Source organism: Methylobacterium sp. WL12 (assembly GCF_008039475.1).
Lineage (GTDB): Bacteria > Pseudomonadota > Alphaproteobacteria > Rhizobiales > Beijerinckiaceae > Methylobacterium > Methylobacterium cerastii.
The window spans coordinates 42730-61189 of the sequence record NZ_VRUW01000004.1 but is presented as its reverse complement, the minus strand read 5'-3'; the positions used below and the strand labels follow the sequence as shown (position 1 = coordinate 61189).

At 73.3% G+C, this 18460-nt stretch carries 16 protein-coding genes and 1 pseudogene; 14 read left to right on the top strand and 3 right to left on the bottom strand.

The features are described from left to right. Positions 1 to 6 precede the first annotated feature (6 nt). Together FV226_RS03015 and FV226_RS03010 are read left to right on the top strand one after the other, a co-directional pair. Positions 7 to 882 (top strand): DUF2163 domain-containing protein, encoded by an 876-nt coding sequence (locus tag FV226_RS03015; RefSeq protein ID WP_147761755.1) that lies wholly within the window; start codon positions 7 to 9, stop codon positions 880 to 882. A gap of 11 nt (positions 883 to 893) precedes the next feature. After that, positions 894 to 1346, top strand: a complete 453-nt coding sequence (locus FV226_RS03010; protein WP_147761754.1) for a peptidase P60 — start codon at positions 894 to 896, stop codon at positions 1344 to 1346. Between the two features lie 60 nt (positions 1347 to 1406). On the opposite strand, the gene FV226_RS03005 is transcribed toward FV226_RS03010, so the two are convergent. Continuing rightward, positions 1407 to 1688 carry an addiction module antidote protein gene (locus tag FV226_RS03005; protein WP_147761753.1) on the bottom strand — a complete coding sequence of 94 codons (282 nt, stop codon included), beginning with the start codon at positions 1686 to 1688 and terminating at the stop codon, positions 1407 to 1409. 80 nt (positions 1689 to 1768) lie between these two features. Continuing rightward, a pseudogene (locus tag FV226_RS28890) lies at positions 1769 to 1888 on the bottom strand (type II toxin-antitoxin system RelE/ParE family toxin); the annotation flags it as partial. A gap of 162 nt (positions 1889 to 2050) precedes the next feature. On the opposite strand from FV226_RS28890, the gene FV226_RS02995 reads away from it, so the two are divergent. From FV226_RS02995 to FV226_RS02970, 6 genes are all read left to right on the top strand, one after another. Next, a complete protein-coding gene (locus FV226_RS02995; protein ID WP_147761752.1) occupies positions 2051 to 5944 on the top strand; it encodes a glycoside hydrolase/phage tail family protein in 3894 nt (1297 codons plus the stop codon). 66 nt (positions 5945 to 6010) lie between these two features. Beyond that, a complete protein-coding gene (locus FV226_RS02990) occupies positions 6011 to 7606 on the top strand; it encodes a DUF2793 domain-containing protein (protein WP_147761751.1) in 1596 nt (531 codons plus the stop codon). A gap of 50 nt (positions 7607 to 7656) precedes the next feature. Then, on the top strand, positions 7657 to 8277 hold the full coding sequence (locus FV226_RS02985) for a lysozyme (protein ID WP_147761750.1): 621 nt from the start codon (positions 7657 to 7659) through the stop codon (positions 8275 to 8277). 59 nt (positions 8278 to 8336) lie between these two features. Beyond that, a complete protein-coding gene (locus tag FV226_RS02980) occupies positions 8337 to 8858 on the top strand; it encodes a hypothetical protein (protein ID WP_147761749.1) in 522 nt (173 codons plus the stop codon). Between the two features lie 56 nt (positions 8859 to 8914). After that, a complete protein-coding gene (locus FV226_RS02975; RefSeq protein ID WP_147761748.1) occupies positions 8915 to 9334 on the top strand; it encodes a hypothetical protein in 420 nt (139 codons plus the stop codon). Next, positions 9331 to 9843, top strand: a complete 513-nt coding sequence (locus FV226_RS02970; RefSeq protein ID WP_147761747.1) for a hypothetical protein — start codon at positions 9331 to 9333, stop codon at positions 9841 to 9843. Before FV226_RS02975 ends, FV226_RS02970 begins: the two co-directional genes overlap by 4 nt. On the opposite strand, the gene FV226_RS02965 is transcribed toward FV226_RS02970, so the two are convergent. After that, positions 9800 to 11089 carry a family 16 glycosylhydrolase gene (locus FV226_RS02965; protein ID WP_147761746.1) on the bottom strand — a complete coding sequence of 430 codons (1290 nt, stop codon included), beginning with the start codon at positions 11087 to 11089 and terminating at the stop codon, positions 9800 to 9802. The genes FV226_RS02970 and FV226_RS02965 overlap by 44 nt on opposite strands. A gap of 459 nt (positions 11090 to 11548) precedes the next feature. Here FV226_RS02965 and FV226_RS02960 point away from each other — a divergent pair, with 459 nt between their 5' ends. From FV226_RS02960 to ccmE, 6 genes are all read left to right on the top strand, one after another. After that, positions 11549 to 11920, top strand: a complete 372-nt coding sequence (locus FV226_RS02960; protein WP_147761745.1) for a PepSY domain-containing protein — start codon at positions 11549 to 11551, stop codon at positions 11918 to 11920. A gap of 37 nt (positions 11921 to 11957) precedes the next feature. Beyond that, positions 11958 to 12635: a response regulator transcription factor gene (locus FV226_RS02955; protein ID WP_147753953.1), complete on the top strand. Its 678-nt coding sequence runs from the start codon at positions 11958 to 11960 to the stop codon at positions 12633 to 12635. Between the two features lie 261 nt (positions 12636 to 12896). Further along, the gene (locus FV226_RS02950) at positions 12897 to 14339 is read left to right on the top strand and encodes a sensor domain-containing diguanylate cyclase (RefSeq protein ID WP_147761744.1); all 1443 of its coding nucleotides are present in this window, start codon (positions 12897 to 12899) and stop codon (positions 14337 to 14339) included. 263 nt (positions 14340 to 14602) lie between these two features. Then, entirely contained in the window at positions 14603 to 16021 is a 1419-nt protein-coding gene (locus tag FV226_RS02945) for a sensor histidine kinase (protein ID WP_147753951.1), read from the top strand. Positions 16022 to 16248: 227 nt separating this feature from the next. Continuing rightward, positions 16249 to 17769, top strand: a complete 1521-nt coding sequence (gene ccmI / locus FV226_RS02940; protein ID WP_147761743.1) for a c-type cytochrome biogenesis protein CcmI — start codon at positions 16249 to 16251, stop codon at positions 17767 to 17769. A 143-nt stretch (positions 17770 to 17912) separates the two neighbouring features. Next, a complete protein-coding gene (ccmE, locus tag FV226_RS02935) occupies positions 17913 to 18434 on the top strand; it encodes a cytochrome c maturation protein CcmE (RefSeq protein WP_147754465.1) in 522 nt (173 codons plus the stop codon). Positions 18435 to 18460 lie beyond the last annotated feature (26 nt).

The following is an 18460-nucleotide window of genomic DNA, read 5'->3' as shown; positions in this document are numbered from 1 at the left end:
GCAACCATGCGCGACCTGCCGCCCGCCTTCGCCGCGCATCTCGCCGGCGGCGTGACGACCCTCTGCCGCTGCTGGGCCCTGCGCCGCCGCGACGGCGTCGCCCTCGGCTTCACCGACCACGACCGCGACATGACGATCGCCGGCCTGACCTACGCCGCCCGCACCGGCCTGGAGGCGGCGGAGGCCGCGGCCGAGCTCGGCTTCGCCGTCTCCGGCGGGGATGTCTCCGGCGCGCTGTCCGGGCTCGGGCTGACCGAGGCCGACATCGCCGGCGGGCTCTACGACGGCGCCGCCGTCGAGACCTGGCTGGTGGACTGGACCGACCCGGACACCCGCCTGCTCCTCGACGTGGGCACGCTGGGCGAAATCCGCCGGGCCGGCGACGCCTTCGTGGCAGAGGTCCGCGGCCTCGCCGACCGGCTCGACGCCGAGCGCGGCCGCACCTACCGCGCCACCTGCGGCGCGGACCTCGGCGACGCCCGCTGCGGCGTCGACGTGGCGCGGTTCCGCACGGCCGGCACGGTCGATCGCTTGGCCGAACCCGGCACGCTCGCCGTGTCGTTCGCCGGCATCGTCGCCGACGGGCTGTTCACCGGCGGTCGCCTGACCTGGACCGGCGGCGCCAACCTTGGTCTGTCCGGCGACGTGCGCACGCATCTCGGCGCGCTGGTCGAGCTGTGGGAGGCGCCGCCGCGCGGCGTCGCGCCGGGCGACGCCTTCACCCTCGTCGCCGGCTGCGACAAGCGCCTGTCCACCTGCCGCGGCACCTTCGCGAACGCCCTGAACTTCCAGGGCTTTCCGCACATGTCGGGCAACGACTTCGTCGTGCGCTACGCCCCCGGCGCGGGCCCCGGCCTCGACGGCGGCTCGCTGTTCCGCTGAAGGAATCTCCGATGCGCAACCGGTTCGACGGCGCCGCGGTCGAGGCCGAGGCCCGGCGCTGGCTCGGCACGCCCTACCGGCACCAGGCCTCGCTGCTCGGCGTCGGCTGCGACTGCCTCGGCCTGCTGCGCGGCGTCTGGCGCGGCCTTCTGGGCGACGAGCCCGAGGCGCCGCCGCCCTATGCCGGCACCTGGGCGGAATCGGCCGCCTCCGGCACCGACCCGTTCCTGGAGGCCGCGTCCCGCCACCTCCTGCCTGTCGCGGCCGACCTCGCACGCCACGCGCCCGCTCCCGGCGAGGTGTTGCTCTTCGCCTTCCGCGCGCACCTGCCCGCCCGCCACTGCGCCATCGCGACCGGTGCCGGCATGATCCACGCCCACGACCACGCCGCCGTGACGGAGGTGGCCTTCACGCCGTGGTGGCGGCGGCACCTCGTCGGCGTGTTCCGGTTCCCGGCGGAGTGAGGATGCGACGGGAAGCGCCCCGCGCCCTCGCTTCGGCTGCCGCGGGCACTTCCGACGCGCTCAAACCCGCGACGCGACCGTCAGCTTGACACCGAGGACATCCATGACCTTGCGGATCGTCTCGTAGCGGAGCTTCGACCCCGGTGTCAGAGCCTTGTACAGGCTCTCTCGCCCGACACCCGCCTCGCGCGCGATCTGCGTCATGCCCCGCGCCTTGGCGACATCGCCGAGCGCTGCGACGAACAAGTCGGGATCGGGGTCGGCCAGAGCCGCGGCGAGGTATTCGGCGATGGCCTCTTCGTCGTCGAGGAACTCGGAGGCGTCGAAAGGCGTGAAGCGCATCGGGAGATCCGATCAAGGTCGCCGGCCATCACCTTCGCCTTCTGAACATCACGACTCTGGCTGGCTTTGTCGCCGCCGATCAAGAGCAGGTAGAGAGCCGCTCCTCGACGGAGATAGTAGAGGCGGTAGCCCGGACCATGATGGATGCGCATCTCGTCGACGCCATCCCCCACCGGTTCGACATCTCCGAAATCGCCCAGCGTCGCTGACCGGATGCGTGAGGCGATGCGGGCCTTCGCTCAGCCAGCCCCTGAACGCGTCGGACATCAGGATCGTCGCGACAGTCTGGATCGTATCCGACCGGATACGATTCCACAAGCCTTCGAATGTGCCCGCCCCACATCTCCACCACGGAGCCCGCCATGGCCACGCTGATCCTGTCCACGGTGGGGGCGGCGGTCGGGACCGCGCTCGGCGGGCCGATCGGCAGCGTGGTCGGGCAGGCGGTCGGCGCCGTGGCGGGGGCCGGCCTCGACGGCGCCCTGTTCGGGGCGGGCGCGAGCCCGCGGTACGTTGCCGGCCCGCGGCTGTCGGACGTCGCCGGCCTGTCCTCGACGGAGGGCGACCCGGTGCCGCGCGTCTACGGCCGGGCGAAGCTCGGCGGCACCCTGATCTGGGCGACGCGACCGCTCGAGGTTGCCAACACCGCCGTCGAGCGCGCCGCCGCCCCGTCGAAGGGCGGCGGCGGGCAGAAGACGGTGCGGACCAGCTACGCCTACTTCGCCAACCTCGCGGTCGGCCTGTGCGAGGGCGAGATCGCCCTCGTCCGGCGGATCTGGGCGGACGGGACCGAGCTCGACCGCACCGCGATCACCTGCCGCGTCCACGTCGGCGCGGCGACCCAAGCGCCCGATCCGCTGATCGTCGCCAAGGAGGGCGCCGACGCGCCGGCCTATCGCGGCCTCGCCTACGTGGTGTTCGAGGGGCTGCCGCTGGCCGATTACGGCAACCGCATCCCGCAATTCGCCTTCGAGGTGGTGCGGCCGGTCAACGGCGTCGCGCCGCTGGTCCGCGCCGTGAACCTGATCCCCGGCGCGTCCGAGTTCGGCCTCGATCCCACCGGCGTCACCGTCGACCTCGGCCTCGGGCGGACGCAGGGCGCCAACCGGTTCCAGCTGCAGGCGGCGAGCGACGTGGTCGCGTCGCTGGACGCGCTTCAGGCGCTGTGCCCGAACCTCGCCCGCGTCGCGGTGGTGGTGGCGTGGTTCGGCGACGACCTGCGCGCCGGACAGTGCACGGTCGCCCCGCGGGTCGAGATCGGCGCCAAGGCGACCGTCGGCGACACCTGGCGCGTGGCCGGCCTCGACCGCGCGCAGGCCCGGTCGGTCTCGACCGCGCCGGACGGAACCCCGGCCTACGGCGGCACGCCCTCGGATGCGGGCCTCGCTCGCCTGGTGGCGGAACTCGCCCGCCGCGGCCTCGCGGTGGTGCTCTACCCGTTCGTGATGATGGACGTCGCGGTCGGCAACGCGTTGCCCGACCCCTACCGGCCCGGTGCGCTCGGCCAGGCGGCCTACCCCTGGCGCGGCCGCATCACCTGCGATCCCGCCCCCGACCTGCCCGGCTCGCCCGACGGGACGGCGGCGGCCGAAGCGCAGGTGCTGGCCTACTTCACGGGTGCGGAAGGCTACCGCCGCCAGGCGTTGCACTATGCCGACCTCGCGGCGGGCTGGGCGGCCGTCGGCACGCCGCTCGCCGGCTTCGTGCTGGCGAGCGAGCTCGTCGGCCTCACCCGCGTGCGCGGCGCCGGCGAGGGCTACCCGGCGGTGGCGGCGCTGATCGACCTCGCCCGCGCGGTGCGAACGCGGCTCACCCACGGCGAGACGCTGGTCTACGCCGCCGACTGGACCGAGTACGGCGCCCACGTCCACGACGGCGGCGCGCGCGTACGCTTCCCCCTCGACGCCCTGTTCGCCGACCCGAGCCTCGACGCGGTCGGAATCGACTACTACCCTCCGATCTCGGACTTTCGCGACACCCCCGGCCACGCCGACCTCGCGGAGGCCGACGCGATCTACGATCGCGGCTATCTCAAGGCCCGACTCGGGGCCGGCGAGGCCTTCGACTGGTACTACGCCGACGCGGCCGCCCGCGCCGCGCAGGTCCGCACCCCGATCACCGACGGCGCCTACTCCAAACCCTGGACGTTCCGGGCCAAGGACCTCGTCGGCTGGTGGTCGAACGCCCATGTCGAGCGCGACGGCGGGGTCGAGACCCGCGCCACCGCCTGGGTGCCGCGCGGAAAGCCGATCTGGCTCACCGAGGTCGGCGTGCCGGCGGTGGACAAGGGTACCAACGGCCCCAACGTCTTCCCCGACCCGAAATCCTCCGAGAACGCCTACCCGCCGGCCTCGCGGGGCCTGCGCGACGAGCTGATTCAGCTCCGCGGCCTGGAGGCGATCCTGTCCCGGTTCGATCTCGCCGCGGCGGGGTTCACGGCCGCCGACAACCCGCGCTCGCCGGTCTACGGCGGGCCGATGGTCGATCCGCGCGCGGTCTTCGTCTGGGCCTGGGACGCGCGGCCCTACCCGGCCTTTCCCGACCAGGGCTCGGTCTGGGCGGATGCCGGCAACTGGCGGGTCGGCCACTGGATCACCGGCCGGATCGAGGGCTGCGACCTCGACCGGCTGATCCTGCGGGTTCTCGCCGACCTCGGCGTCGACGTGCCGGTGGCGATCGAGGCCGCGGCCTACCTCGACGGCGCGGTGATCGACCGGCCGCTCTCGGTCCGCGCCGCCCTCGAGCCGCTGGCGCAGCTCTACGGCCTCGACGTGTCGGCGGTCGCCGGCACCCTGCGGCTGCGCGGGCCGCGGCGCGAGGCGGCGGCGGCCATCGCCGAGGACGACCTCGTGCGCGTCTCGGACGACGAGGCGCCGCTACGCCGGGTGCGCGCCGAAGAGAGCGGCCTGCCGCGCTCGGTCGAAATCGGCTTCACCGATTCCGAGAACCCGGATTACCGCCGCGCCTCGGCCGCCGCGATCCGGCCGGCCGGCGGCCGGCGGCGCGAGACCCGGATCGAGGCCGCGATCGTCACCCGGCGCGAGACCGCCGAAAACCTCGCGGAGGCGCTCCTCGACCGGGCCATCGCGGGCCGCGACACCGCCGGAATGACGCTCAGCCCGCGCCGCCTCGACCTCGAGCCCGGCGACCTGCTCAGCACCCCGGCCGGCCTCCAGCGCATCGTCCGCATCGACGACGGGCCGGCCGGCCGCCGGCTGGAGACCCGCGGCATGCCGCTGCACGGGCCGGGCTCGCGGCCGGCGCGGCCCGCCCCGGTTGCCCGGCCGGTCCGGCCGCCGGTATTGGCCGGCGCGCCCTTCGCGCTCGCCCTCGACCTGCCCGCCGACCGTGGCGCGCCGACGGCGCTGCAAGTCCTCGCGGCCACCGCCGAGCCCTGGCCCGGCGCGCTGGCGGTCTGGCGCTCGGACGGGGAGGGCGCGCCGCTGGCGCTCCACGGCACCGTGGACTACCCGGCCTGCCTCGGCCGCACCCTGACGCCGCTGCCCCCCGGGCCGCTCTGGCGCCTCGACCGCGCGGCGCGCCTCGATGCGACCCTCCGCAACGCCGGTGCGCTGGGTAGCGTCGGCCTGGCCGCGATGCTCGCCGGCGCCAACCTGTTCGCGGTGATCGCGCCGGACGGCACCGTGGAGATGATCGCGGCGCAGGACGCCGTGCTCACCGGCCCGGAGACGTTCCGCCTCGGCGGGCTGCTGCGTGGTCTCGCCGGCAGCGAGGCGGCGGCGACGCGCCCGGCTCCGGCCGGCAGCCTGATCGTCCGGCTCGACGACGGCGCGGTGGTCCCGTTGGTCGACCGCCTCGACGAGGCCGGCCGCCGGTTCCGCTACCGGATCGGCCCGGCCGCCCGCGATCCGGGCGACCCGTCCTTCGTCGAGGTCTTCGCCGCGGCCGGCCTGTCGGCGCTGGCGCCCCTGCGCCCGGTCCACCTGCGCGCCCGCCGCGAACCCGGCGGCGTGCGCCTCTCGTGGATTCGCCGGGCCCGCCGCGACGCCGACGGCTGGGAGGCCGCCGACATCCCCCTCGACGAGGCGGTGGAGGCATACGCGGTCACGGTCTTTTCCTCCGACGGGCGCGGCCTGCGCACGCTGACAGCCTCCGGGCCGAGCCTGCTCTACGCCGACGAGGCTGCGGATTTCGGCGGGCCGCAGGCGCTGCTCGACGTGGCCGTCGCGCAGGTCGGGGCGGCGTTCGGGCCGGGTGCGGCGGCCCGCGCGCGGTTGGCGGTCGCCCGGGCCTGACGCCGAGCAGCCTCGGCAGCCTCGTTCGCAAGACGCCCTGGAAGAACTGCTGGAGAGAGCTCGCCGATGTCGGACGCCACGCACAACCTCGCGCTGCCGCTGATCGCGGCCAACCAGGCGCAGAAGCACGTCACCCACAACGAGGCCCTGGTGCAGCTCGATGCGCTGGTGCAGCTCGCCTGCCTCGACAAGGACCTCGCGGCGCCGCCCGCCGCCCCGGCCGAAGGCGACCGCTACCTCGTCGTCGCGGCAGCGCCCACCGGGGCCTGGGCGGGCCTATCGGGTCAGGTCGCCTGCTTCCGCGACGGGGTCTGGATCGGGCTCGCGCCCCGGCCGGGCTGGCTCGCCTACGTCGCCGACGAGGCCGACCTCTACACCTTCGCGGGCGGCGCCTGGACGAGCCTGCGCGCCACCTTCACCACGCTCCAGAACCTCGCCCGCCTCGGAATCGGCACCGCGGCCGACGCCGTGAACCGCCTCGCGGTGAAGTCCGAGGCCGCGCTGTTCTCCTGGGACGACATCACGCCCGGCTCGGGCAGCGTGCGGCTCACCCTCAACAAGCAGGCGGCGGCGCGCGACGCCGGCCTGGCGTTCCAGACCGGGTTCTCGACGCGCGCGCTGTTCGGCACCTTCGGCGCCGACGACTTCGCCCTGAAGGTCAGCCCGGACGGCGCGCGCTTCACGACCCCGCTCGCGGTCTCGGCCGCCACCGGCCGGCTCGCGCTGGGGCGGGTCGCCGGCCCGCTCGAGGTCAGCGCCAACGCCGGCGCGCTGCCCGACGCGCCGCCCCAGACGGTGCTGCGGGTCTCCGGTGCCGACGGGACGCCGCCGCGGCTCGTCCTCGACGGCTTCGGCGCCGGCGCCTCGGGGCATCTCGCCTTCCGGGCCGCGGCCGGGAACGCCGCCGCACCCGTCGCCCTGCAGTCGGGTTCCATGATCGGCCAGGTCTCGGCCTTCGGCTACGGCGCGACGGGCTACGCGGCGACGCCCCGGGCGCAGCTCGCCTTCCTCGCCACGGATGCCTGGTCGGACGCGTCGCAGCCGACGCGGATCAGCCTGCGCACGACGCCCGCCGGCACCGCGGCCAGCGCCGAGGTTTTGGCCGTCGAGGCCAACGGCGCGGTGCGGCTCGCGCCGCTGGCGGCGGACCCCACGGCTGGTCTCGCCCTCGGGCAGCTCTACGCCAGCAGCACCGCCACCGCGCTCAAATGGTACACCGGGGCGGGCTGGGCACGGATCAGCAACTTCGCAAAGGCCGCCGCCAGCACCAGCTTCGACAACTACGTTCCGGCCGGCGCCTGGACGAAGGTGCAGTTCAACGTCGCCGACAGCAACGACCAGGGCGCCTTCGCCGCCGGGACGAACCGCTTCACCGCCCCCGAGGCCGGGCTCTACCGGGTCTCGGCGATGCTCACCTACAAGCGCAACGGGGCCAGCGCGCCGACCGCCTTCGAGGTCCAGTTCTACAGGAACGGCGCGGCCGCCGGGCGCGGGCGCGCCGCCGCCACCGGCGCGCTGGTGGACGGGATCACCGCCCTGTCGCTCGCCTCGACCCTGAAGCTCGCGGCGGGCGACGGCGTCGAGGTCTGGGTCCGCTTCACCGGTGCCGACGGCTACGTCGCTGCGGCCGACTCGTTCTTCGGCGCCCACCAGCTCGGGTGAGACCCGAGCACCCGCCGCGTCGATCGACCTTTTCCCTCTCGGAGACTGCCATGAACCTTTCCCCCATCGGCGAGGCGTGCCTCATCGCGCGCGAGGGCCGGCGCCTGCGGGCCTACCGCGATTCCGTCGGGGTCTGGACGATCGGCGTCGGCCACACCTCCGCCGCCGGACCGCCGCAGGTCGCGCCGGGCCTCGCGATCACCGCCGCCGAGTGCGACGCGATCTTCGCGCGCGACGTCGCGGCCCACGTCGCCGCGGTCCGAAGCGGGCTGACGGCGCCGGTCGGGCCGCACGCCTTCGATGCCCTGGTCTCGCTCTGCTACAACATCGGGCCGTCGGCCTTCGCCGGCTCGACCGCCTTGCGGCGTATCAACGCCGGGGACGCGGCCGGCGGCGCCGAGGCGATGCTGATGTGGGCCAGGCCCGCGGCGATCCTCGGGCGCCGCCGCACCGAGGCCGAGCAGTTCGTCACCCCCTACGCCGCCGCCCTGCCGCGCCCGACCGACGCCGCGGCGCGAATTCGGATTGCGGCCCCCCTCGCGGCGGTGGCGGACCCGCGCGTCGCGACCCCGGTCCTGGTCCCGACCGCACCACGTCCCGCCCGGCTCGCGCGGCTCCGCGACGCGATCCGCGCCTGGCTCGCCGCGACGCCGGCCGCCGGCCGAGCCTGATCCGAGTTCCCGTGCCGGCCGGGCTCCGCCGCGCATCCCCAGCCAGAGGACTTGAAACCATGACCCGCTTCCCTGCGGCGCGCCCGCGCGCCCGTGTCTCGCTTACCGCCTGCCTCGCGACCTGCCTCGTCGCGTCGCCCGCCCTCGCCGCGGCGGCCCCCGCCGTCGTGCTGCCCTGGGGCGAGTGGGTCGTCGCCTTCGCCACCACGGCGCAGGCGGTGCTGATGCCGCTCCTCGTCGCCCTGGCGACCGGCCTGATCGCCCGGTTCGCGCCGCTCCTGAGCTACGTGCTGTCGAAATCCGTGGTCGAGGGCATGGTCCGGCGGGTCACGGACTATGCGCTCAACGCGGTGTCCGGGGCCGCCAAGGGGCAGGTGCTCACCGTGCCGGTGGGCTCGGCCGTGATCGCGGCCGCCGTCCAGCGCGCGTCCGACCAGGCGCCGGGCTTCGTCGTGAAGGCCGCCGGCGGCCTGCCCGGCATCGCCGAGAAGGTGTTTCGCCGCCTCGCGCTGGAGCAAGGCTCGACCGCCGCCAACACCCTCGCGCCGGCGTTGGCCGCCGTCGGCCTCGCGGCGCGCTAGCGAGAGTGCCCAGCCGCGGGTGACGGACCGACACGCTGGCACCCGCGGGAGGCGGCATGGACGCGACATCGCAGAGCCCGGAGGCGCGCGACCCCGCCTGCCGCCGGGCGGCCCTCGACGCGATCGGCGAGGGCGTCGGGCGGGTGCTGCCGCCGCCCGACGACGGCCTCGGCGAGAGCCTGATCCGCCGGGCCTACTCCGGCCGCGCGGCGTCCGAGGCCGAGGAGAATCGGCTGGTCGTCCGCTTCGGCACCGAGTGGCGCACCTTCATCCGGCGCCAGACGCCGGACCGGCTCACCGCCCTCGACGAGCTGATCGACGAACGGATCGAGCGGCGGGCGCTCGCCCGGTTCTACCGGCGGATGAAGCATGCGGCGGTCGTCGTCGTCACGGCCTTCGCCCTGGCGCAGTTCGGGGTCGACCGGCTGCCGCTCGTGCGCCAGCTCTGGCGCCTCGTCCGGGGAGATCTGCGATGAGCGCCGCCCTCGACCGCTGGCTCACCCGGCTCTACCACGCGGTCGGCGGGGGCCTGTTTCTCGGGCTCTGCGCGATCGTCTCCTACGCCGCCGGCGACCGGCACCGGCCCGGCCGGGTCGGGTCGTCCGTGCTTCTGGCGTCGGAGGTCGCGCCCGGCGGCGCGCTGCGGCAGGCGCGGGTGATCGCCGACCTCGCCGAATGTACGCTGCCCGACGCGCGCTGCCTGCACAGCGTCCGACCCGACCGGCACCAAGTGGCGCCGCCTGCCAACGCCGTCGATGCGCCGCCCTGGGACCGCGACGGCAGACCCCGGACCATCGAGACCGAGATCCCGGCCGACTTTCCCTGCGGGCCGGCGATGCCGGTCGAGAGTCCTTCGGCCGCCTGCAACGGGTTCCGGCGCACCGTCCGCCCGCAGCGCCGGCCGGATGCGGTCACGCCGTTCCGGGTGACCTGCGGTGGTGTCACCACAGGTCCGGCGGGGGCGAAGACGGCGCGAGTACCGTGAAGGCCGCGCCCTCATGGACCCAGGCGCCGCCGGCCTGCGCCTGCGTGAAGGCCGCCGTGTCGGCGGCCCCGGCGGTGTAGTAATGCGCCCCGGTCGCGGTTTCGACGAAGCGTTGGACCGTCAGCGCGTCGGCCCCGGCGAGCGCCGGGTCGGCGTAGGCCTGGAACGCCACGCCCTCGGCGTGGAAGCTCGGCAGCATGGCGGCGACGTGGTCGCGCTCCGCCACGCTCGCGGTGTAGAAGTGCTCCCCCGTCCGCGTATCGACGAAGCGGAACACGTCCACCGTATCGGGACTCGCCGCCGGCGACGCCCAGGCCACGCCCTCCTCGGTGTAGGAGGGCAGGTTCTGCGCGATGTAGTCCCGTTCGCTCGCGCTCGTCGTGTAGAGGTCGTCCCCCGTGCGCGCGTCGCGGAAGTGGAACGTGTCGTCGCGCGCCGCGTCCGGTGCGCTCGCGTAGCCCCGGATGTAGTCGATCGTCATCTGCGCCGGATTCGTCCCGTCGGGGTCGCCGGCCCAGGCCCCGCCGACGGCGAGGTTGGCGATCAGGTACATCGGCGTGTTCAGGTCCGCGGGCGTCGCCGCCTGGAAGGTCGGCTGCCCGTCGTAGTACCAGGTGATCGTGTCCGGCTCCCAGTCGACGCCGTAGGTGTGGAAGCCGGACGTCATGTCCGGCACCGCGACGTTCGACTCGTCGAGGTAATGGGTCGCGTCGACCCGGTGTCCGCCCGAGACCTGGCTGTGGACGGTGTTGCGTAGGATGTTCGGCGCGCCGCCGACCATCTCCATCACGTCGAGTTCGGGCGGCCAGCTCCCGTCCGCCGGCAGCATCCAGAAGGCCGGCCACATCCCCTGCGCCGCCGGAAGCTGCGCCCGGATCTCGAAGTAGCCGTAGGTCTGGCTGAACGTATGGGCGGTGTTGAGCATCCCGGACGTGTAGGCCTGCCCCTCGATCGCATCCCGGATGCCGGGCGCGGCCGGCGCCGCGGTGATCGTCAGCAGGCCGTCGGAGACGTGGAACGGGTCGGGCAGGCCGGCCGTGCCGCCCGCGGCCCCGTCCGACGCGGCGACGTAGTATTGCAACTCGTCATTGTATGGCATCGTCCCGGTGGCGTGGATCTTCGTCGACCATTGCGGCGCCCCGACCGTGTCGAGCCCCGTCGTGCCGTTCCAAGGCGTGAAGTCGTCGAACTCCTCCGCGAAGGTCAGGGTCGCGGTCTTCGACAGGTTGTTCGGATCGATCGCCATGGAGGCCCCCGCCGCGTGTGCGCCACCGGAGCGGCTTCGCACACTGAATGCAACTGAGGGTAGAATATTTCGTCTTAAGTTTTGGTTCCGGGCCGCGATCGCGCGATTGCGATCTGCCGGCACCGTTCGGGACGGTTCGTACGTCTTCGTGGGGCGGGGCCAGGTATAAATCACCGACGCCTTCGACGTTCGACAGTCGTTCCGTGCGGCACGTCGATCGCCGAGCTGCGATCTTGTCGCCCGCTTCCGGGCCGCGATCGCGGGGGATCGCACCCTGCACGAGGGAACCGCTGCCGGTCTCGGCCGTAACGCTTCGCAGCTCCCGATGGACCTTCGATGAGACCCGCCGCCCCCCGATCCACTCACCTCGCACACGAGGCTCTAACCGCGCCGCGAGACATGTCTCGGGCCGGGGGCATTCAGGGCGCATTCAGTGCCTTCGGCCGACAGTCCCGATCCATGCGCTACCCCTTCGCCCTCGCAGCGATCTGCCTGACCGTCGCGGCCCTCGCCGGCGGCGGTCTCGGCACGCTGGCGGAGGAGACCCGCGAGGCGGCCCCGGTCGTCTCGTCCGGGGCGTCGCAGCCGCGGGTCGAGGAGTGCCTGTCGCCCGCCGACATGCGCGAGGAGGTCTCCGAGCGCCGGGTGATCGCGCCGGTGGCGGCGATCAAGGCCGCGCGCACGGTGATCCCGCGGGCGGAGATCCAGCGCGCCAGCCTGTGCCGCCACGCCGACGGCCTCGTCTACATGCTGACCGCCTTGCGTCGGGACGGCCACTTCGTGCACGTGATGGTCGATGCCAAGACCGGCCAGGTGGCGGGCCAGTACTGACCGGCCGAGAAGGCCGTGGCTCGAGGGAGAGTGATCCGTGCGTCTGCTCGTGGTCGAGGATGACCGGGACATCAACCGGCAGGTGGTCAGCGCGCTGGAGGAGGCGGGCTACGTCGCCGACAAGGCCTTCGACGGGGAGGAGGGCGGCTATCTCGGGGAGAGCGAGCCCTACGACGCGATCATCCTCGACATGGGCCTGCCCAAGGCCGACGGCGTCAGCGTGCTGCAGAAGTGGCGCCGGGCCGGGATCAAGACCCCCGTCATCATCCTCACGGCGCGCGACCGCTGGTCCGACAAGGTCGACGGGTTCGATGCCGGCGCCGACGACTACGTGACCAAGCCGTTCCACATGGAAGAGCTGATGGCGCGGGTGCGTGCGCTGCTCCGCCGCGCCGCCGGCCACGCCACCAGCCAGATCGCCTGCGGGCCCGTCACCCTCGACACGCGCTCGGGCCGGGTGTTCGTCGACGGCAACCCGGTCAAGCTCACGAGCCACGAATACCGGTTGCTGTCCTACCTGATGCACCACACCGGCCGCGTCGTCTCCCGCGCCGAGTTGACCGAACACCTCTACGACCAGGATTTCGACCGCGATTCGAACACCATCGAAGTCTTCGTCGGGCGGCTGCGCAAGAAGCTCGCGGTCGACCTCATCCAGACGGTGCGCGGCCTCGGCTACCTGGTGGATCCGAGCCAGCCGCCGGCTCGGGTGTGACGCTTGGCGCCCGCTCTGCGCGATCCTTTCAGGACGAGATTTTTCGGATATTTCACAACCTAAAGGTGTGTTAGCAGTATCTCTAGTATGAAAAACGAAGTTTCGGTGTGCGAGATCAAATTTTCGTGGGCCGACGCATTGTGGATCGCGTGACGACCCTACGCCGAACACTGACGCGACGTTAAGGTTCGGTGATTTAGCCTGCGGATCACTTCGACGGGTTCGGCCCAAGGGTTGCCGAGCCTTCGCGCAAGGATCTCCATGGTTCCCCTTCCGCACAATGAGCCTGCGCGCCTGGCGGCGCTGCGCAGCCTCGACGTGATCGGCATGCCGCCCGAGCCGCATTTCGACGCGCTCTGCCGCACCGCGGCGGCCCTGTTCTCCCTCCCCATCGCGCTCGTCTCGCTCGTCGAAGAGAACGACCAGTGGTTCAAGGGCAAATGCGGCCTCGACCTGGACGGCACCTCGCGCGAGGTGTCGTTCTGTTCGCACGCCATCCTCAGCCCCGACGTCATGGTGATCGAGGATGCGACGCGCGACGACCGCTTCGTCGTCAACCCGCTGGTGACGGGCAAGCCGCATATCCGCTTCTACGCGGGTGCCCCGCTCGTCCTGGCGCCCGGTCTGCATGCCGGCACCCTCTGCACCATCGACACCCAGCCGCGGACCTTCTCCACCGAACAGCGCCGGCAGCTGCAGGACGTGGCTCAGGTCGTGGTGGCGCAGCTCCGCCTGCACGCGGCCGAGCGGGCCTTGCGTGAACGGGAGGCGGGCTACCGGCTGCTCGCCGACAACACCACCGACATGGTGGTGCGGTCCGATCTCGACGGAACGCGCCGCTACGTCTCGCCCGCGGCCAAGCTGCTGCTGGGCTACGAGGCCGAGGCGTTGGTCGGCACCCGGCCACTCGACTTCGTTCACCCCGACGATGCGGATGAATATCGGCGCCTCCTCGACGACATCGGCGCGGCGCGCGTCACCCACGCCGTGGGGCAGCAGCGATATCGGCGCAAGGATGGGACCTGGGTGTGGGTCGAGGCCTCCTTCAGCCTGACCTACGACGAGATCACGAGTCGACCGGACGGCTACGTCGCTTCCGTTCGCGACATCACGGTTCGCAAGGAGAGCGAGCAGCGGATGGCGCACCTCGCGCGGCACGACGCGCTCACCGGCCTCGGCAATCGCGTCCTCTTCCGCGAACGCTTCGACGAGGAGACTGCGCGCGCGTCGCGGGCGGAGGGCGGGTTCGCGATCCTCTGTCTGGATCTCGACCGCTTCAAGGGCGTCAACGACACGCTGGGCCATCAGGCCGGGGATCAACTGCTGCGCCATGTCGCCGACCGGCTCCGCTCGGTGGTGCGCATCGAGGATACGGTGGCCCGGATCGGCGGCGACGAGTTCGTCGTCATCCAGACCGGCTCCGGCCGACGGGAGGACGCGACCCGGCTGGCCGAGCGCCTGATCGCGGCGATGTCGCTCCCGATCGATCTCGACGGCCATCCCGTCGGGATCGGCGTCAGCATCGGGATCGCGTTGACGCGAGAGGACGGCTTCGACCGCGAGGCGCTTTATCGAGCCGCCGACCGCGCCCTCTACCGCGCCAAGGCGGAGGGGCGAAACGCTTTCCGGTTCGCCTACGCCCCGGACCAGGCTCAGGTCACGGGTGACGCAGCATTCGACCCCCTCGACCGGCAGGTCGCCTGAGCCGACGCCGGCGCGACCCCTGACACACTCGGTCGCCGCGCAGGGGCGCGCCTGCGCATTCACTCGGTTCGGGCGTCGCGATCTCGCGTCGGATGACCCTTGCGCTCGGCCGGAGGACCGACGAGACGATGGGCCTCCGCATCGCCGGTAGAATGGGCGTACGCGCGCCGCCCTCGAAACGTGGTCACGGCATGACTTCGACCTCCCCACGAGCCGAGCCGAAGGATCGTGAGCATCCGGCGCCCGAACCGCGCGTCGCCCCGATGCGCGCGGTCCTGAGCCTGTTCTCCCTCCGGCGTCGCTCGATCGCGGTGCGCCTGGCGGTCTCGGCGCTGCTGGCCAGCTCCGCGATCCTGCTGCTCGCCGCCTGGATCCTGACGACGCTCTACCGCGAGACCACCGAGCGGGCGTTCGACAGCCGCCTGCTGGTCTTCGCCAACAACCTCGCCACCGACCTCGTCACCCCGAGCGACACCGAGAGTCGCGCCTTCACCCTCGGGGACCCGCGCTTCGACCTGCCGCTCTCGGGCTGGTACTGGCAGGTCGGCAAGCCCGACGCCCGGCCGCGGGACCTGCGCACCTCGCGCTCCCTCGTCGGCGTGCCGCTGAAGCCCGCGACCGATCCCGACGGCAAGGCGGGAGTCGGGCAGATCCGCCAGGGCTACGGCCGCGCCCAGGACGACCGGCTGCTCCGCATCATCGAGCGCGACGTCGACCTCGGCGAGGACGGGCGCTACACCGTGCGCGTCGCCGGCCCGGCCGACGAGATCGTCAACGACGTCGAGCGCTTCCGCAACTCGCTGTTCATGACCTTCGGCCTGCTCGGTTTGTCGCTGGCGCTGACGACCCTGCTGCAGATCCGCTTCGGCCTGGCGCCGCTGAAGAAGATGCGCGCGGCGCTCGGCGCGATCCGCCGCGGCGAGGCCGACCGGATCACCGGGACCTATCCCCGCGACATCGCCCCGCTCACCGGCGAGGTGAACCTCCTGATCGAGACCAACCGCGAGATCCTGGAGCGCGCCCGCACCCAGGTCGGCAACCTCGCCCACGCGCTCAAGACGCCGCTGTCGATCATCGTCAACGAGGTCGGCGCCTCGGACGCGCCGGCCGACCTCGCCGAGAAGATCCGCGAGCAGGCGGCGGTGATGCGCGACCAGGTGAACTACCACCTCGACCGGGCGCGCGCGGCCGCGCTCGCCGGCACGCTCGGGACCTCGACCGACGTCGAGCCGGCGCTCGCCGGCCTCGTGCGGACCTTCGGGAAGATCTACCGCGACAAGGACATCGCCTACGAGGTCCACGTGCCGGCGGGCCTGCGCTTCCGCGGCGAGCGCCAGGATTTCGAGGAGATGGTCGGCAACCTCGTCGACAACGCCTCGAAATGGGCCGCCGGCCGCGTCGCGATCCGGGCCGAGGCGGTGGAGGCCCACGATTATCCCCACCTTCTCGTCGCGATCGAAGACGACGGCCCCGGCCTGCCGGAGGAGGCGCGCTCGGCGGTGCTCGGGCGCGGCCGACGCATGGACGAATCGAAGCCCGGCTCCGGCCTCGGCCTCTCCATCGTCGCGGACCTCGCCACCCTCTATCGCGGCCGCTTCCGCCTCGAGCAGGCGGCGTTGGGCGGCTTGCGCGCGGTGCTGGAGGTGCCGGGCGACCTGCCCAAGGGCGCGGCCGGGCACTGATCGCGGACGTTCGGGAAAGGTCCGCGCCCTCGTCGTCGCGAAAAGCTTGTCATCGCGAAAAACTTGCGTGACACCGTGACGCCGAGAGCGGGCATCGTACCGCCTGCGGCCGGTCTCTACGATCCGGCCGACGGCCATTCGGTCCCGACGAGGGCCGTCTTACAATCTGAGGGGATGAGGCGGCCGCGGTCTCGCGTGAGGCGAACCGGGACCGCTTCGAAGGTGTGATGACGGCGATCTGGTTCATTCTGGCGGGCATGACCGCCGCGGCCGTCCTGGCCCTGCTCTGGCCGATGTCGCGCCGCGTCGCCATCGTCCCCGATGCGGCCGGCACCGTCACCGAGACGGCGTTCTACGAGGATCAGCTCGCCGAGATCGAGCGCGACCTCCAACGTGGGCTGATCGCGCCCGCGGAGGCGGAATCGGCCCGCACCGAGGCCGCCCGCCGGCTCCTTCGCGCGAGCCGCGCCCCCGGCCCCGGCGAGGCGAGCGTGGCCGAGCCGCGCCTGCGCCAGCGCCGCGCGGCCTCGGCCTTCGCCCTGTCCACCATCCCCCTCGTCGCCCTCCTCGCCTACGGCCTCTACGGCTCGCCCGACCTGCCGGCGCAGACGCCGGGAGACCGGCAGGCGGCGCAATCGGGCGCGCAGGACTTGATGAAGGCCGTCGGGCAGATCGAGGCGCGCTTGGCCGCCGACCCGAACGACGCCCGCGGCTGGGCCGTGCTGGCGCCGGTCTACATGCGGCTCGGCCGGTTCGAGGACGCGGCGCGCGCCTACGCGGCGATCGTCCGGATCAAGGGCGAGACTGCGGAATCGCTGTCGGACTGGGGCGAGGCGATGGTGGCCGCCGGCAACGGCATCGTGCCCCCCGAGGCCAAGGCCGCCCTGACCCGGGCCCTCGCCCTCGACCCCAAGGCGCCCAAGCCCCGCTTCTACCTCGCCCGCGCGGCCGAGCAGAACGGCGACACGCCGGAGGCCATCCGCCAACTCAGCGCCCTGAACGACACCAGCCCGGCCGACGCCCCCTGGCTTCGCCTGGTCCGCGAGAACCTGGCGCGGCTGCGGGGCGAGCCCGCCCCGCAGCTGTCGGGAACGCCGGTCAAGGGGGCGGGCAACGGGGCGGCCAAGGGAGCCGGAAAGGACGCGCCCGGGCTGCCGCCGGAGCAGCGCGCCGCGATCCAGGGCATGGTCGACGGCCTCGACGAGCGCCTCGCGGCCAAGGGCGGCACCGTGGACGAATGGCTGCGGCTGGCCCGCTCCCGCAGCGTCCTCGGCGAGCCGGAGCGTGCGCAGGCCGTGCTGGAACGCGCCCGCGCCGCCCTGAAATCCGACCCGGCCGCGCTCGCGAGCCTGGAGGCCGGCGCGCGCGACCTCGGCCTGTCCGGCAAGTCGCCCGACGGCACGCCGCGCGACGCCGGCAGCGCCGTGCCCCCGGCCTCGCTGAACGCCGCCACGCCGGAATCCCGCGCCGAGACCGAGTCGGCGGCCGCCGCGGTGACGGCGATGCCGCCGGCCGAGCGCGACGCCGCGATCCGCGGCATGGTGGCCGGCCTCGACCGCCGGCTCGCGGCCAAGGGCGGCAGCGTCGACGAATGGCTGCGGCTCGTGCGCTCCTACAGCGCGCTCGGCGATCCGGAGCAGGCCGGCAAGGTCCTGAGCCGCGCGCGGATGGCGCTCGCCGCGGACCCGGGCGCCGCCGAGCGGCTCGACACCCTGGCGAAGGAACTCGGCCTTCCGCTGCGCCCCTGACGATCTGTCCCGGCACGGGCGACTTGACCCGCGGCCCGTCGGAGCCGACATCCGAGAGGATAAGAATGAGGACGGCACGGCGCCGGACCGACCTTCGTGGGTCGTACCGGGGCCGGACCACCCGCCGGGGACGGACTGAACTCGTGACGCGCAAGAGCCGCCGCCTGATCCTGATCGCCGCCTGCGGCGCCGTCCTGGCGCTCGCCGTCGGGCTCATCCTGTCGGCGATGAGCGGGTCGATCGTGTTCTTCCGCTCGCCGACCGAGGTGGCGAACCAGGGCGTCGGCCCCGGGACGCGCTTCCGCCTCGGCGGCCTGGTCAAGGACGGCTCGCTCCAGCGCGGGGCGAACCAGAAGATCGACTTCGCGGTGACCGACACGAACGCGACCGTCCAAGTCCAGTATACCGGCCTTCTGCCCGACCTGTTCCGCGAGGGGCAGGGCGTCGTCGCCGAGGGAACGCTGGAGCCGGGCGGCATCTTCCGCGCCGACACCGTGCTCGCCAAGCACGACGAATCCTACATGCCACGCGAGGTCGCCGACGCGCTCAAGGCGCAGGGGCGCTGGCAGGAGGGCGGCAAGGGCGGAAAGGGCTCCGTGAAGACGGACCCGCCGAAGGCCGCCGACGCCGCACCCGCGACCCTCGGCCCGCGCAGCGAGCGCTGAGCCGATGTCATTGACTCGAGGAACCG

Excerpts from the sequence above, each read along its gene's own strand:
- ccmI (WP_147761743.1), top strand. The coding sequence starts at position 16,249 with ATGACGGCGATCTGGTTCATTCTGGCGGGCATGACCGCCGCGGCCGTC.
- FV226_RS02945 (WP_147753951.1), top strand. The coding sequence starts at position 14,603 with ATGCGCGCGGTCCTGAGCCTGTTCTCCCTCCGGCGTCGCTCGATCGCG.
- FV226_RS02965 (WP_147761746.1), bottom strand. The coding sequence starts at position 11,089 with ATGGCGATCGATCCGAACAACCTGTCGAAGACCGCGACCCTGACCTTC.
- FV226_RS02990 (WP_147761751.1), top strand. The coding sequence starts at position 6,011 with ATGTCGGACGCCACGCACAACCTCGCGCTGCCGCTGATCGCGGCCAAC.
- FV226_RS02985 (WP_147761750.1), top strand. The coding sequence starts at position 7,657 with ATGAACCTTTCCCCCATCGGCGAGGCGTGCCTCATCGCGCGCGAGGGC.
- FV226_RS02995 (WP_147761752.1), top strand. The coding sequence starts at position 2,051 with ATGGCCACGCTGATCCTGTCCACGGTGGGGGCGGCGGTCGGGACCGCG.
- FV226_RS02960 (WP_147761745.1), top strand. The coding sequence starts at position 11,549 with ATGCGCTACCCCTTCGCCCTCGCAGCGATCTGCCTGACCGTCGCGGCC.
- FV226_RS02970 (WP_147761747.1), top strand. The coding sequence starts at position 9,331 with ATGAGCGCCGCCCTCGACCGCTGGCTCACCCGGCTCTACCACGCGGTC.
- FV226_RS03005 (WP_147761753.1), bottom strand. The coding sequence starts at position 1,688 with ATGCGCTTCACGCCTTTCGACGCCTCCGAGTTCCTCGACGACGAAGAG.
- FV226_RS02980 (WP_147761749.1), top strand. The coding sequence starts at position 8,337 with ATGACCCGCTTCCCTGCGGCGCGCCCGCGCGCCCGTGTCTCGCTTACC.
- FV226_RS02975 (WP_147761748.1), top strand. The coding sequence starts at position 8,915 with ATGGACGCGACATCGCAGAGCCCGGAGGCGCGCGACCCCGCCTGCCGC.
- FV226_RS02950 (WP_147761744.1), top strand. The coding sequence starts at position 12,897 with ATGGTTCCCCTTCCGCACAATGAGCCTGCGCGCCTGGCGGCGCTGCGC.
- FV226_RS03010 (WP_147761754.1), top strand. The coding sequence starts at position 894 with ATGCGCAACCGGTTCGACGGCGCCGCGGTCGAGGCCGAGGCCCGGCGC.
- FV226_RS03015 (WP_147761755.1), top strand. The coding sequence starts at position 7 with ATGCGCGACCTGCCGCCCGCCTTCGCCGCGCATCTCGCCGGCGGCGTG.